The 14,976-nt window shown below is 72.2% G+C and carries 7 protein-coding genes; 3 read left to right on the plus strand and 4 right to left on the minus strand.

The features are described 5' to 3' along the window. Positions 1-123 precede the first annotated feature (123 nt). Both ABZ876_RS06295 and ABZ876_RS06300 read right to left on the minus strand, forming a co-directional pair. Complete coding sequence (locus tag ABZ876_RS06295; RefSeq protein WP_361775058.1) at positions 124-1,983, minus strand: prolyl oligopeptidase family serine peptidase; 1,860 nt, start codon at positions 1,981-1,983, stop codon at positions 124-126. A 122-nt stretch (positions 1,984-2,105) separates the two neighbouring features. Continuing rightward, positions 2,106-4,040 carry an NAD-binding protein gene (locus ABZ876_RS06300; protein WP_361775061.1) on the minus strand — a complete coding sequence of 645 codons (1,935 nt, stop codon included), beginning with the start codon at positions 4,038-4,040 and terminating at the stop codon, positions 2,106-2,108. 551 nt (positions 4,041-4,591) lie between these two features. On the opposite strand from ABZ876_RS06300, the gene ABZ876_RS06305 reads away from it, so the two are divergent. After that, positions 4,592-5,539 (plus strand): MIP/aquaporin family protein, encoded by a 948-nt coding sequence (locus tag ABZ876_RS06305; RefSeq protein ID WP_361775063.1) that lies wholly within the window; start codon positions 4,592-4,594, stop codon positions 5,537-5,539. 51 nt (positions 5,540-5,590) lie between these two features. Here ABZ876_RS06305 and ABZ876_RS06310 read toward each other — a convergent pair whose 3' ends face one another. Then, entirely contained in the window at positions 5,591-7,732 is a 2,142-nt protein-coding gene (locus tag ABZ876_RS06310) for a SpoIIE family protein phosphatase (RefSeq protein WP_361775066.1), read from the minus strand. A gap of 459 nt (positions 7,733-8,191) precedes the next feature. Here ABZ876_RS06310 and ABZ876_RS06315 point away from each other — a divergent pair, with 459 nt between their 5' ends. Next, positions 8,192-9,403, plus strand: coding sequence for an amidohydrolase family protein (locus tag ABZ876_RS06315; RefSeq protein ID WP_361775069.1), 1,212 nt, complete (start codon positions 8,192-8,194; stop codon positions 9,401-9,403). Positions 9,404-9,730: 327 nt separating this feature from the next. Here the strand turns inward: ABZ876_RS06315 and ABZ876_RS06320 are convergent, their stop codons facing one another. After that, positions 9,731-13,891: an AAA family ATPase gene (locus ABZ876_RS06320; RefSeq protein WP_361775072.1), complete on the minus strand. Its 4,161-nt coding sequence runs from the start codon at positions 13,889-13,891 to the stop codon at positions 9,731-9,733. A 526-nt stretch (positions 13,892-14,417) separates the two neighbouring features. On the opposite strand from ABZ876_RS06320, the gene ABZ876_RS06325 reads away from it, so the two are divergent. Continuing rightward, positions 14,418-14,879, plus strand: a complete 462-nt coding sequence (locus tag ABZ876_RS06325) for a hypothetical protein (protein ID WP_361775075.1) — start codon at positions 14,418-14,420, stop codon at positions 14,877-14,879. Positions 14,880-14,976 lie beyond the last annotated feature (97 nt).

Here is a 14,976-nt window from a genome sequence, read left to right on the forward strand (position 1 = left end):
GGTCGCATTCGGCGGACGGGCCCCGTCGGCCGCATGGGCCGCATTCGGCGGACTGGGCCCCCTCTGCGGCACGGGCCGCACCCGGCGGGCCGGCCCCGTCCGCCGCACGGGGTGCCGCTTCTCTCACCTCCCCAGATGACGCTCCGCGAAGTCCAGCTCCAGCCGCACCTGTTTGATCCGCTCGTCCACCACCAGGGAGCCGTGCCCCGCGTCGTACCGGTACACCTCGTGCACCGCCTCCCGCGCGGCGAGCCGGTCCACATAGTTCTCGACCTGGCGGATCGGGCAGCGCGGGTCGTTCACCCCCGCCGAGATGTACACCGGCGCCTTCACCGCGTCGACGTACGTCAGCGGCGACGACGCCTCGAACCGCTCCGGCACCTCCTCGGGCGTGCCCCCGAGCAGGGTCCGGTCCATGGCCTTCAGCGTCTCCATCTCGTCGTGGTACGCCGTCACGTAGTCCGCCACCGGCACCGCCGCGATCCCGATGGTCCACGCGTCCGGCTGGGTGCCGAGCCCGAGCAGGGTCAGATACCCACCCCAGGAGCCGCCGGTCAGGATCAGCCGCTCCGGGTCCGCGAGCCCGGAGGACACCGCCCACTCCCGTACCGCCGCGATGTCCTCCAGCTCGATCAGTCCGACCCGGTGCTTGAGGGCGTCCGTCCACTCGCGTCCGTACCCCGTCGAACCCCGGTAGTTGACCCGCACCACGGCATATCCGTGGTCCACCCAGGCCGCCGGGCCCGCCGCGAACGAGTCGCTGTCGTGCCAGGTGGGGCCGCCGTGGATGTCGAACACCGTCGGCAGCGGCCCGGTCGCCCCCGCCGGCTTCTGCACCAGTGCGTGGATGCGGCCGCCCGGGCCCTCCACCCACACGTCCTCGACCGGCACCGACCCGGGCGACTTCATCCCGGGCGGATCCAGCACGACCTTGCCCGACGTCGACCGCACCACCGGCGGCTCGGCCGCCGACGACCACAGGTACTCCACGGTCCCGTCGGGGCGCGCCGTCGCTCCGGACACCGAGCCCGGCGGCGTCGGCACCCGCACCAGCTCACGCGTCGCCAGGTCGTACCGCAGCAGCTCGCTGCGCGCTTCGAAACTGTGCACGATCAGCAGCGCGGAGCCGTCCGGATACCACTCCGCGGCCACGTCGCCCGGCAGCTCCAGCGCCAGGTCCGTCTCCTCGCCCGAGGTGACGTCCCACACCAGCGGCTCCCACCGGCCGCGCCGCTGGTGCCCGACCAGCAGACGGGTGTCCCCGTCGACCGGTGCGAAGCCCAGCGCCTCCAGGCCCAGCTCGACCCTGCCGCCCTTGGTGTCGTCCAGCTCCGCCACCGTCGAGCCGTCCGGCCGCAGCACGCGCAGGGCCGAGTGCATCGCGTCGCCGTGCTCGGTGTGCTCGACGGCGATCAGCGAACCGTCGTGCGAGAGGCCGCCCACCCCGGCCGACTCGCGGTGCCGGTAGATCTCCACCGGGTCCTGACCGGCCCGTACGAGATGGAGCGTCGAACCGTCCTCGTCGGTGGAGCGGCCCACGACCGACGTCCGCCCGTCCCGCCCGATCGCGAGCCCGGCCGGGTACGAGGGCTCGAGGCCGGGAGCCGCCGGCTCGTCGGTCCTGGAGCCGGCGCCGGAACTCCCGGAGCCCGCGACGGAGGTACCGGGCGTGAACCGCTGGCGTCTCCAGATGCCGAACTCGTCCCCGTCGGTGTCGTCGAACCACCAGATCCACTCGCCGTCCGGTGAGAGCACCCCGTCCGTCGTGCCGTTCGGCCGGTCCGTGACCTGGCGCTGCTCACCCGTGGTGCGGTCCCACGCATACAGCTCGTACGTCCCCGTGGCGTTGGAGACGAACAACGCGCGGTGCGGCGCGTCCTCCGCCCAGTCCGGCAGTGACACCCGCGGCGCCCGGAAGCGCTTTTCCCAGTCCGGCATGTCCCCGCCGCGCTCGGGCGAGGTGGACCCGTTGCTCTCAGTCATGGCCCCATAGTGCCTGGCCCGTGCCCCTCGCGTGGGCGAGGCCCCCAGCCTGTGGATAACTATTCGGGGCAACCTTCTGACCAGGCACGACCGCATCGGCCGAAGCCTCCGCCCGTGCGCGGCTACGCCCCCGCCCTTTCGCCGCGCCTGCGCCCCAGGAGCTCCGCCAGTCCGAGGCGCGTCGCGGCCAGGACCACCCGGTCCTCGGGACGCAGGACATAGGTGGGCGGCAGGTCCCAGACCAGCCCCGAGGCACGGCCCGGACCGCCCGTCCCGGGGTCCGGCACCTGAGTCCGCTCGCCGGGAGCCGTGGTGTCCAGGGCGAGCACGCGCCAGGCCCCCGCGCGGAAGGCCTGCGCGACCGTCCGCCCCTCCAGTTGCGGATGCCCGGCCACGTCCACGGCGGCGAACAGCAGCACCCGCCGCTCGACGGGGATCGCCCCCAGGATCTGCCGCCCCAGCATGGCCCCGGCGAACGCGGGCGCGGCCAGGTGTGACACGCTGCGGCTGCGGGTCAGCGCGTGTGGGTGCGCGGCGCGCAGGGTGCGGTAGACGGCGGTCGCGAAGTCGTCGTCGTACAGGCGCAGTACGACCCGCAGATCGGGCCGTACGGAGCGCGCGTACAGAACGGCTTCGAGGTTCGTGGTGTCGGCGCTGGTGAGCGCGAGCAGCGCATGCGCCCGGTGGATCTTGGCGGCCTCCAGGACGCCTTCCTGCGTGACGTCGCCGAGCACGACCGGCACCCGCAGCCGCCGGGCCGTCGCGAGGCCACGCGCCTCAGGATCGCCCTCGACGCACACCACGGGGATCCTCAGCTCCCGCAGCCGCGTGAGCACCCGTGTACCGATCTTGCCGACGCCGAGCAGCACCACATGGCCGGACAGCCCGCGTGGCGGCTTGCGCAGCGCGGTCCCGCTGCGGAAGGTGCCGAGTGCCTCGAGGACGGCCGCCAGCAGCACGGGCAGCAGCAGCAAACCCACGAGACCGGACAGCAGTTGCAGGATCTGCCGCCCGGCGGGCTCCCCGATGGCCGGGTTGTTGATCGCGAACAGGTCGAGCAGCGTCAAGTACGTGGCGCGCAGCGGGGGTTCCCCGGTGACCGCCATCGACGCGACCGCCAGTGCGACGACACAGCCCACGAGTCCAGCGAACGACCAGCGCAGCCGTCGCGACAGCAGCGAGGCCAGCGGGACGACGCTGCGCCCGGCGGGCAGGCGGGGACCCGTGTACGAGACGGTCTCCAGCACGACCGTGCCACGTCCGGTGGCCGCGGCGACCGCCCTTTCGTCGGGCAGGAGTTGCGGCCCCTGCTCTCCGCTGCCCTCGGAGCCGTCGGCGCCGGCGGGGTCGCTCGCCGTCGCCGACAGCAGGGCCAGGGTGCAGAGTCCGGGGTCGGCGACCTCGCCGGGAAGCGGCGGCGGGCGTTCCACGGCCCGCAGCATCAGCCCGTCGGTCTGGACGACCTTTGTGGTGCCGGCCACGGCGGTCGCCGCCAGCGCCGGCGCGGCGGTGTCGGCATCGGACAGCACGGTCGTGGACGCGTCGAACGCCTCGTCCTCCGGGTCGCTTCCACCGGAGGCCAGGGCGGCCGCCTGGTCGAGAAGTGCCTCGATGTGCTGCCCCAGCCGCCGGTTGTACAGCCGCAGCACCAGCCGGAGGCGCGGGTTGAGGCGGCGGGCGGTGAGCGCGGCGCGGATGTTGGTCTCGTCGTCGTCATAGACGAGCGCCAGGGCCGCGGCCCGCTCCACCCCGGCCTCGGCGAGCACGCCCTCGGAGGCTTCCGAGGCCTCCAACAGCCGTACGTGGCCGGGCGCCTGGGCGACACGGGTGCCGGGGGCGCCGGTGCCGCGCCCCTCCGCGCCGTTGCCGTTGCCTGCCGCGCGCGTGACGGCGGCGGAGACCCGGTCGAGCAGCGCGGAGGCACGTGCGCGGCCCACCACCGGCTGCCGGGCGACCCGAGTGGCGGGCGGCACGACGAGGGTCACCTGCTCGTCGTACACCCCGCGCAACTCGGCGGCCAGCCGGTGCGCGAGCCCGTCGTCCCCGCACACCACCATGTGCGCGACCGTGTCACCCGGCCCGTTGTGTTGCGGAACGCTAGCCACGGGGAGAAAGACTGCCTCACACGCGAGCCGGTTCCACAGGGCGGGGTGGTGAAGGGGCGGCGGCGCCGGCCGGCCCACGCGGATCTTCCCGACGCGGGATCCCACGGCCCCTTGCGGAGGGAAGCCGCCCGGGAAGGGAGCCGCCCCGGAAAGCAGTCGCCCCGGAAAGCAGTCGCCCCGGAAAGCGGTCGCCCAGGGAAGAAGCCGCCCCGAAAAGCAGCCACCCCGAAAAGCAGCCGCCCCGGAGGGGAGTCGCCCGGAAAAGCAGCCGTCCGGAAAGAGGCCGCCGTGGAAAGAAGCCGCCGACGTTTGCAATGCGGTGTCATCCGAACGGGTCATGGTGCTGGACGGGGCGGCAATTCATGAATCCTTGAGTCATACTCGGTGTGTTCCAGCTGTATCCACGCGTTCCGTGAACGCAGAGGCCGTCACATTCGAATACGCAGGCCCGGACGGGTGACATCGGGCTCCACGGGCCGGACCATTCCCTGAGGGAGCCCATCATGGCCGTGGAAATTCCGCCCTTGGTAAAACCCTCCCGGCTCAGGCGCCGAGGGGGCCTCTTCGGTGAATGCCTCGCGGAATTCCTGGGCACGTGCGTCCTCATCTCCTTCGGATGCGGTGTGGTCGCCGTGGCGGTCGCCGCGCTGCCGGGATCGGGCCGTACGGCCGGGCCCACCACCTTCTTCCTGGGCGCCGGTGACTGGCTCCTCGTCGCCTGGGGCTGGGCGTTGGCCGTGACCTTCGGCGTCTACGTGGCCGGCGGCGTCAGCGGCGCACACCTCAATCCGGCGGTGACGCTCGCCTTCGCGGTGCGCCGCGGATTCCCCTGGCTCAAGGTCGTTCCGTTCATGGTGTCGCAGCTGGCCGGCGCCTTCGCCGGGGCGGCTCTGGTGTACGCCGTCTACCACGACGCGATCAACACCTTCGACCGGGCCATGACGGGCCCGAAGACGAACGGCCACACCCTCGCCACCTTCTCCATCTTCGGAACGTTCCCCGCGCCGTACTTCCACGGCGGCACCTGGGGCCCGCTCGTGGACCAGATCGTCGGTACGGCCTTCCTCGTCATGTTCATCGTGGCGCTCGTCGACCTGCGCAACACGGCGGTGAAGGCCAATCTCGGCCCTCTGGTGGTCGGCTTCGCCGTCGCCGCCATCGGCATGTCGTACGGTGCCAACGCGGGCTACGCCATCAACCCCGCCCGGGACTTCGGCCCCCGCCTGTTCACCTGGCTCGCCGGCTGGCAGGAGCTCGCGCTGCCCGGCACCCTCGCGGGGACGTTCAGCAACTACTTCTGGATCCCCATCGTCGGCCCCTTCATCGGCGGAGTGGTCGGGGTGCTCGTCTACGACCTGTTCATCGGTGACGTCCTGCACGCCCGCGCGCGGCTCGCCGAACTCCCGGAGGCCGACCGGACCCGTGCGGAGGCGGACCCGGACGAGGAGTGAGCCCGGTACCTGCCCGGCAGCGGCGCGCCGGCAGCCGGGCGAACCGGACGCTCAGCCCGCGGCCGGAGCCTCCCGCAGGACGCGCAGCAGCAGAACGGCGATGTCGTCGGTGTGCCGGCCGGCGGGCCAGGTGCAGCGGACGAGACCGTCGATCAGGTCCTCCAGATCGTGGTCGTGGGCGGAGGCCAGGTACTCGACGAGAGCCCCGGTGCTGCGGTCGATGCTGTTGCCGGGGACTTCCACGAGGCCGTCGGTGTAGAGGGCCAGGACGGCGCCCGGGTGAAGCGGCAGACGGGTGACGGGGTAGCGGGCCCGCACATCGATCCCCAGCAGCGGCCCGGGATCGACCTCCAGGACCTCCGTGTGCCGGGGACCCCGGCACAGCAGCGGCGGAACGTGGCCGGCGCTGGCCAGCGCGACTTCCCGGCGGGCCAGGTCGAGATGGACGTAGAGGCAGGTGACGAGCAGGTCCGAATCCAGGTCGGACAACAGCCGGTTGGTGCGGGCCAGCACCTGGTCCGGGGACCCGCCCGCCGTCGCGTGCGCATGGATGGCGGTGCGGACCTGGCCCATCAGGGCGGCCGCGGCGATGCTGTGCCCCTCGACGTCGCCGATGACCGCGGCCGCGGTGGTGTCGTCGAGGCGCAGCAGGTCGTAGAAGTCGCCGCCGACGTCGATGCCGTGGCTGGCGGGCAGATAGCGGGAGGCCACGTCGAGGCCGGCGACGGCGGGCAGGGCCCGGGGCAGCAGCGCCCGTTGCAGACCGTGCACGAGCTGGTGCTGGGCGTCGTACAGCCGGGCGCGGTCCAGCGCCTGGGCGATCAGACCGGCAAGTGAGATGAGGACGGCCCGCTCGTCGGCGGTGAAGACGTGCGGGCGGTCGTAGGACAGGACGCAGCAGCCCACCGGCCGTCCCGTGATGACCAGGGGAAGGAAGGCCCAGGCCTCCTTGCCGCTCATCCGAGGCGCCCGCGGATAGCTGCGCGCCAGCTCCTCGGGGCCGGAGAAGAACGCGGCGGTGCCGGTGACAAGGGTCTTCCCGACCGGAGTGAGGCCGGTGTCCAGCGGGAGTCCGTCGAGACGTTCCAGGACCTTGGCCGGGTAGCCGTAGTGGCCGGTGATCTTCAGTCGGCCCGCGTCCGCGACGGACAGCACCAGGCCCTGGGCGCGGAACGCGGGCAGGATCTGGTCGGCGAGCAGGTCGACGAGGTCGCGCACGCTCACCGTCTCGGTGAGCGCGGCGGCCAGATGGACCAGCTGGTACAGGCGGCCGGTCGCGGTCGCCGCGGTGGGGTGGGGCACGGTATCGGGCGCGGGCTGCTCCCCGCAGGGGGTGATACGGACGCTGATGCCGCTGGCGTCCGGGTAGAGCTGGAAGGTCAGCCAGTGATCGGGCGGGCGCAGGGCGTTGTAGGACAGAGGCGCGCGGCTGATGACCGCGGTGCGGTAGTGGTCCTCGTACACCGGGTTGTCGAGCCAGGGCAGCGACTGCCACGGCCGGGTGCCCAGCAGCCGGTCTGCCCCGCTGCCGAGCAGGCGGGCGGCGGTGCCGGTGACGAAGGTGATCCTGCCCTCCAGGTCGAGGGCCGCGGCGCCCTCCGGAAGACGTTCGGCGTAGTCGGCGGCGGCCAGGGCGGCCAGGGAGGTTTGGGCGGACCGGCGCGCGGGTGTGGTGTCGACGGAGACGGCGCGGGGCTGGTCGGGCAGCGTGGGCGGGCGGGGAGCGTCGTCCAGGAGCCTGGCCAGGCGCCTGGCGCTGGAGGCGATGTGGCTGCGTTCGCGGGGCGTGGCCTCCCGTGGGTGGTCCGCGGGCCACATCAGCACCAGCCCTCCCCAGCGGCGGCGGGCCCCTGTCAGGGCGATCGCGGCTAGGGAGAACCGGTAGGGCAGCACGGCGGTGACGCGCGGATAGCGGCGGGCCATGTCCTCCTGGCCCCCGACCCAGACCAGCCGGTCCTCGCGGATCGCGTCGGCGACCGGCACCGGGGCGGTGAGCGGCAGACGGCGCCACGGTGCCGAGAACTCGAGCGGCAGACCGCACATGGCCACCAGGCGCAGCGTCGGCTCACCCTCCTCGACCAGATAGACACCGCCGATGGAAGCCCCGGTCCGCCGCACGGTCTCCGCCAGGCCCTCCGCGAGGGCGTCGTCCGGTGACCAGGGGCCACCCGGTGCCTCGTCGATCCCGGGCATCACATCCTCCGGTCCGGTGTCGCGACAGATCCCCACGGGTGGCCGCCGGCCGCGCCCGCCGCCCGGGGAGCAGTGCCCGCGGCACGCCCCGTGCGGACGCGGCGCTTGGCGGGTTCCCGACCTGCATGGTTCATAACGAGACAATGTATATAACCGGACAATACGCCCGGTTTTCGACGGTCGGTACGCCGTCGTGCCGGGCACCGCCGCCCCGACGGCCGTCGGGGCGAACGCCGTCGGGCCGAAGGTTGTCGGGCCGAACGCCGTCGGTTCTGCGTCGATGCCGGCCGGGGGGTCGGCCCGGGAGGTCGCGCCCCGGTGCCGCTCGCACCCCTCGCCCGGGCTCCCGTTCCCCGTCGCCACGGTGCGGCGGCGGAGGCGGGACGGTGGCCCCTTGCCGTCAACGTGGGTGCCCTCTACCTTGAATCTGACGCCTCGTCAGATAGTGAGGGGAAAGCAGTGGGAACGGAAGGAAGCACCAAGGATCTGCCCAAGGTCATCAGCGTGGACGACCATGTGATCGAGCCCGCGCACCTCTTCGAGACGTGGCTCCCGGCCAAGTTCCGGGACAGGGGACCGAAGCCCCTCACCGCCGGCATCGGCGATCTCCGGTACGTCGGCGGCAAGTACCGGTTCACCACCGACCCGCAGGGCCAGATCACCGACTGGTGGGAGTACGAGGGCGAGCTGTTCCCGTACAAGCGCATCATCGCGGCCGTCGGTTTCTCCCGGGACGAGATGACCCTCGACGGCATCACCCGTGAGCAGATGCGCCGCGGCTGCTGGGATCCGAAGGCCCGGCTCGAGGACATGGACCTCAACCACGTCGAGGCATCGCTCTGCTTCCCCACCTTCCCGCGCTTTTGCGGGCAGACCTTCGCGGAGGCCGGCGACAAGGAGCTCGCACTCGCCTGTGTCCGTGCCTACAACGACTGGATGGTCGAGGAGTGGTGCGGCGACAGCGCAGGGCGGCTCGTCCCGCTGTGCCTCATCCCGTTGTGGGACGTCGGCCTGGCGGTCGCGGAGATCCGGCGGAACGCCGCACGGGGCGTACGGGCCGTGACCTTCAGCGAGATCCCCACCTACCTGGGGCTCCCGTCGATCCACTGCGGCTACTGGGACCCGTTCTTCGCGGCGTGCGAGGACACCGGGACCGTGGTCAACATGCACATCGGGTCCTCGTCACAGATGCCGGCGGCGTCCCCCGACGCCCCGCCCGCCGTCCAGGCGTCGCTCAGCTTCAACAACGCGATGGCGTCGATGATGGACTTCCTCTTCTCCGGGGTCCTCGTGAAGTTCCCCCGGCTCAAGCTCGCCTACAGCGAGGGACAGATGGGCTGGATCCCCTACGCCCTGGAGCGCGCCGACGACGTCTGGGAGGAGCACCGGGCCTGGGGCGGGGTCAGGGACCTGATACCGGAGCCGCCGTCGACGTACTACTACCGGCAGATCTTCTGCTGCTTCTTCCGCGACAAGCACGGCATCGAGGCGATCGAGACCGTCGGCGTGGACAACGCGACCTTCGAGACCGACTACCCGCACGTCGACTCGACGTGGCCGCACACCAAGAAGGTGGCCGCGGAGCACGTGGCCGGCCTTCCCGACGACGTGACGTACAAGCTGCTGCGCGGCAACGCCATCCGGATGCTGGAGCTGCCCTTCGACCGGTGACCCCACGGCTTCTCGAGCCTCACGCGGGAGGGTGCCGCAGGGGCGTGGACGGCCGTGACGACGGATGCGCATCCCCCGGCGGGCCGCAGAGCGGGAAACGGCACTCCCGGCACGCCCCGTCCCGGGAACCGCGTCTTCAACGGCGCCCGCACCCGGACATGGCAACGCCCGACCGCTGGCGACGGGGGATGCACCAGCGATCGGGCTGTGTCCAAGAGTAACAACGCCGCTCGGGCGGCGGCAGCCGACTGTTCGGCCCCAGCGGGGTGTTGTGAGCGGGATCACGTGGGATCACATGAAACATTCCCCGGGCGGGCCCCGGCTCCCTCACCGCCCACAGGGCGGCTCGTACGGGAGGCGGGGCAGGTACTCGTGCCACTTCCGCGGGGTGAGCACGCCCCGGGTGACCGAGCAGATGTGCCGGATGGCCTCGTCGGCGTCCAGGCGCCACAGGCGGACCGTGTCCGCGCCGCTCGACACCCCGAGCACATGACTGTGGGGGCTGAAGGACAGGAAGTTGCCCGTCTTGGCATAGGGACTCATCGACTGGCCGATGGGGGTGGCCGACGACGGCCGGGCGACGTCCCAGAGCCGGACCGTGTTGTCGTTGCCCCCGCTGGCCAGGGTGCGGCCGGACTCGCCGAACGTCAGCGACGTCACCGCCTCGGTGTGACCGGTGAGCGGGGAGCCGAGCGCGGTCGCCGCACGGGGGTCGGTGACGTTCCACAGCCGTACGGTGTCGTCGTCGCTGCCGCTGGCCAGCGTATGGCCGTCGGGGCTGAAGGCCAGCGCGTTGACGGGCCCGGAATGCTCGGTCAACGGGTGGCCGAGCCGGACGGCATGGGCGGGGTCGGTCATGTCCCACAGCCGGATGCCGCCGTCCGCGCTGCCGCTGGCGAGAGTGCGCCCGTCCGGGCTGAAGGCCAGGGCGTTGATGAAGCCCCGGTGACCGGTGAGCGGCTTGCCGAGCGCGGCGGCATGGGAGAGGTCGGCGACGTTCCACAGCTGGATGGTGCGTTGGTCGTAGGCGGTGGCCAGGATCCGTCCGCCGGGACTGTATGCCAGTGCATACGGCCCCATGAACCGCGTCCGCAGGGCGAGGCGCGGCCCGGTGAGGACCGGGTGGGCCGGATCGGTGACGTTCCACAGGTACACCGACTCCTTGTCGGTCAGCACCACGAGCGTGTGGCCGTCGGGGGAGAACACCAGCGAACGCTGGCCGCCATCGGCGGGCATGAAGGGCCTGCCCACGAGCATGGGCCGGCCGGGAGCCGCCACGTTCCACAGCCGGACCCTGCCGTCGTTCGCGACCGTGGCGAGCAGCTTGCCGTCCGGGCGGAAGACCCCGTTGCGGCCGGTCATGTCCGACGTCGGGATCGACCACAGACGGACCTTGCTGTCACCACTGCCGGTGGCGAGAGTACGGCCGTCCGGGCTGAACCCCAGGGCGTACATCTCGCCGCTGCCGCCCGCGAGCGGCTCGCCGACCTGTGAGGGCCACTTGGGATCACTGACGTTCCACAGGCTCGCCGTGCTGTCCGCGCTCGCGGCGGCGAGCCGCCCGCCGTCGGGGCTGAAGGCCACGGACCAGATGGCACCCGTGTGGCCGGCGAGCGGCGAGCCGATCGGTGCCCCGTGCGCCGGGTCCGAGACGTCCCACAGCCGGATGGTGTCGTCGGCGCTGCCGCTGGCGAGCGTGCGCCCGTCGGGGCTGAAGGCCACCGAGTGCACCAGGTCCGTGTGGCCGGTCAGCACCTTCGGCAGTGGCTCGGGGTGGCGTGGATCGGCCGTTCTCCACAGCCGGATGGTGTTGTCGTCGCCTCCTGCCGCGAGCGTGCGCCCGTCGGGGCTGAACGCCACACAGCGCACGGCGGCCGTGTGGCCGCCCAGCGTGCCCAGCGGCTTCGGCCGACGTGGGTCGGCCACGTTCCACAGCCGTACGGTGCGGTCCTCGCCTGCCGAGGCCAGCGTGTGTCCGTCCGGGCTGAACGCGACCAGGTAGATCGTGCCCTGGTGGCCTGCCAGGGGGCTGCCGAGGGAGGTGGGCCGGGCCGGGTCGGTCACGTCCCACAGCCGGATCGTGCCGTCGTCCCCGGCGCTGACGAGGGTGCGTCCGTCCGGGCTGAAGACGGCACTGCTCACCCAGCTCGTATGACCGGTGAGGGGCTTGCCCAGCGGCTTGGGGCGGCTGCGGTCGGCCACGTTCCACAGGCGGACGGTCCGGTCGTAGGAGGCCGTCGCCAGGGTCTTGCCGTCGGGGCTGAACGAGGTGAGGTAGACGGCGCCGCGGTGGCCGAGCAGGGGGGTGGCCAGGGGAGCGTTCACGATCGAGATCAGCCTGCTGTACGTCCCCTCGTCGCCCGGCCGCAAGTCATGGGCCACCAGGTCCAGCTGGGCGGCCAGCGAGGGATCCGTGTGCTGGACCCGGTCCGCTTCGGCGAGCACCTGTTCGAACACGGCGTCGTCCCGCTGCTGCCACGCGACCACCGCCGCTCCGGCCGCGAGCACGGCGAGCACGACCAGCGCCGCCACGGCGGCGCGGCTGATCAGGACCGAACGCCTGCGCAGCCTGCCCGAGGCGGCCAGGAACTGCACGGCGCTACGGGTCAGGTAGGTGCCACCGGCGGACTTCGCCCAAGTGTGGGCCTGTTCGAGGCGGGAGCCCCGGTAGAGCAGCGACGTGTCGCGTCCCGAGCCCTCCCAGGCCCGGCTGTCCTCTTCCAGGCGCTGGCGCAGCAGGTTGCCGTTCCGGTCCTCGTCGATCCAGTCGCGCAGACGAGGCCAGGCGTGGAGCAGCGCCTCATGGGTGATCTCGACGGTCTCCGCGTCGAGTGTCACCAGCCGGGCGCGCACCAGGGCTTCGAGGGACTCCTCCGTCTTGCCGGGATCCGTGGACTCCTCCGCCAGCTGGCGCCGCGTCCCGCGGCGGCGGGTGGTCTGGGTGTCCTCTCCCAGCCTGACCAGCCTGAGCAGCAGCAGCCGGGCGGCCGTGCGCGCCGCCGGGTCGAGGCTGGACCAGGCCCGCTCGGCGGTCGCCGCCACCGCTCCCTGGATCCCGCCCGCCGCGCGGTAACCGGCCAGCGTCAGCCGGCCCGCCTTCCGGCGTTGCCAGGTGGCGAGCAGGGCATGGGACAGCAGCGGCAGCACCCCCGCGTTGTGGGCCCCGCGCGGTCCGTCGGCGGACACCTCCCGGACGATCAGCTCCGCCAGGCCCGGCTCGAGTTCGAGCCCCACCGCCTTGGCCGGACCCGTGACCGCTTCGCGCAGCTCCGCGGTGGTCAGCGGGCCGAGCACCATGTGCCGGTGCTGCAACGCGTCGGCCAGCTCGGGATAACCGAGGCACTGCTCGTAGAAGTCGGCCCGTATGCCGAGGAGCACCAGCACCGGGGCCCGCTCGCCGGGGCCGGCCGGTGTGCAGGCGGCATGGAGGAGCTGGATGAAGGTGCGCCTGTCCGCCTCGTCGGAGCAGAGGGTGAACGCCTCCTCGAACTGGTCCACGATGACGACCGGGCGGGCGGCCGAGGACGTCTCCCGCCGCGCCCAGCCCGCAACGGCCTCCCGCACGGCGTGCGCGAAACCCGGGGTGCCGGCCCCCTTGGGCGCGGGACCTTTGACGGCGGTGTCCTTGGACCCCTTGCTGTCCCTGCTGTCCCTGCTGTCCCTGCTGTCCCTGCTGTCCCTGCTGTCCTTGCTGTCCCTGCTGTCCTTGCTGTCCTTTGTCTCCTTGGGTGAGACGGCTTCCCGCTCGACGGCTTCTCTCTCGGCGGAGACGACGGGCGCGAGTTGGGGGATGCGACGGATCAGCTCCGCCAGAGGGTCCCCACCCGGTACGAGGTGCAGCACCTCTCGCGTCCGGCCGCTCTCGTCGCTCAGCGCGCCCTTCTGCAACGCGGGCACCAGGCCCGCGTTCAGCAGGGACGATTTCCCGGCCCCCGAGGCACCCACGAGCATGACCAGCCCGCCCGTCTCCTCCGCCGCGCTGAGCTGGTCGACGAGCGCGTCCGTGCTCCGCTCCCGGCCGAAGAACCACCAGGCGTCCTGTCGCCGGTACGGAGCCAGTCCCCGGTATGGACACACACCGGTGACGTCCGGGTCCTCGACCGGAGGCCGTTCCTCCTCCTCGGCGGCTGACTCTGGGCGGTCGCCGACCGGATCGGCCAACGCCCGCTCCCACAGCCGCTGCCAATGAGCCACGTCGTACAGGCCCTTGGACACCGGAGCGGCCCGCGCGCGCCGCGCCTGCGGGATCAGTATGTGCAGCACCGCCGCGAGGGCGGCGAACTGGGCGGGCACGTTCCTGGCCCGTCGCCAGTCGCTGATCCGCTGAGCCGACACCCGCACCGGCCGCCCTCGTTCGTCGACCCGCTGGAGCCGGTCGACCGCCTCGGCCACGCGCTTGAGGGGAGGGTTGCCGGCCTCCTTGTAGAGCAGCGCGAGACGTTCCGCGAAGGCTGTGCGTGCCCCTGAGTCGGAACTCAAGGCCTCCACCCCTTACTTCCCCCGCAGTTGGACATCCGGACCGGAAAACTCACTCTATATGGCTGACCTGCGGCGAAGCTTCCGGTTCGACACCGGAACCTCCTCGGGAGGGCCCCCTGGCTGGCAGGATCATGGCCGAAAGCGCAGCAGTGCGCATCGACCGGACGGACCACCGGCCCGGCGTTGAACCGGAAACGGGCGGCGTACGGTTCCGGTCGCCTCGGCCACCGGGGCGGGGCGGGGCGACGCTCTCGCCGCCGGAGCCGGAGCGATCCGTGGAGCCGGATCTCTCCGGGCCGCCGTCGTGCCGACCACGGCTCAGGTCGTCTGCCGATCCGCGCTGTTCGGCACCGGTCCCCACGAGGGGAGGGACCGGTGCCGAGCACCGCGGTACGCCAGGCACATCCGGTAGCCGGCGGTACGCCAAGCCCACGCGTGGTGCGCCGCGGCCACGTCGGCGAGGACCGCGACCATGGCTGCGAGGTCCGCGAGGACCGGACGTCCGCGTTCCCACCCCGACGGGCAGGATCGGAGCATGAAGCATCCGCATCCGCATCTGCCGAGCACCGAGGCCGCAGTCACGGCGATACATGAGATCGCGCGGGAGTTCCGGCTGGAATTCACCGTGACGCACGACATCGGCGCGGACCGGACGTCCCGCCGCACCGCGGCCGGGGCATTCACCGTCCTCGACCAGGACGGCTCGCTTCCGCACGAGGCGTTCGTCGAGTTGGGGGGCTCCCCAGCCGTGACCGTCCGGCTCTTCCCGGAGGACGACGCGAAAGTCACCGTCGACGACGTGGACTTCGATGACGTCCCCCGGGACTCGGTCCCGGCGTTCCTGCGATCCGTCTACGGCGGCCTGGCCCGTGTGAAGGGAAGGGCGTTCCCGCCCGGCCACTGGCTGATCGTCCCCCTGCCCGGGGACGAGACGTACAGGGAACTGATCCCGCACACCACACTCACCCCGTGGCTCGCCCGCAACGCCCGTGCCTAGGCCTAGACCGGCCGGTGGATCCGTCTGTTGGGACACCTTCTCGCTGCGGGGTGCTGGACTCGAAGGAGCCACCCAACGTCGTTTATGCAGGTCCGGT

The sequence above is a fragment of the Streptomyces sp. NPDC046931 genome (assembly GCF_040644655.1).
In the GTDB taxonomy this organism is placed as follows: Bacteria; Actinomycetota; Actinomycetes; order Streptomycetales; family Streptomycetaceae; genus Streptomyces.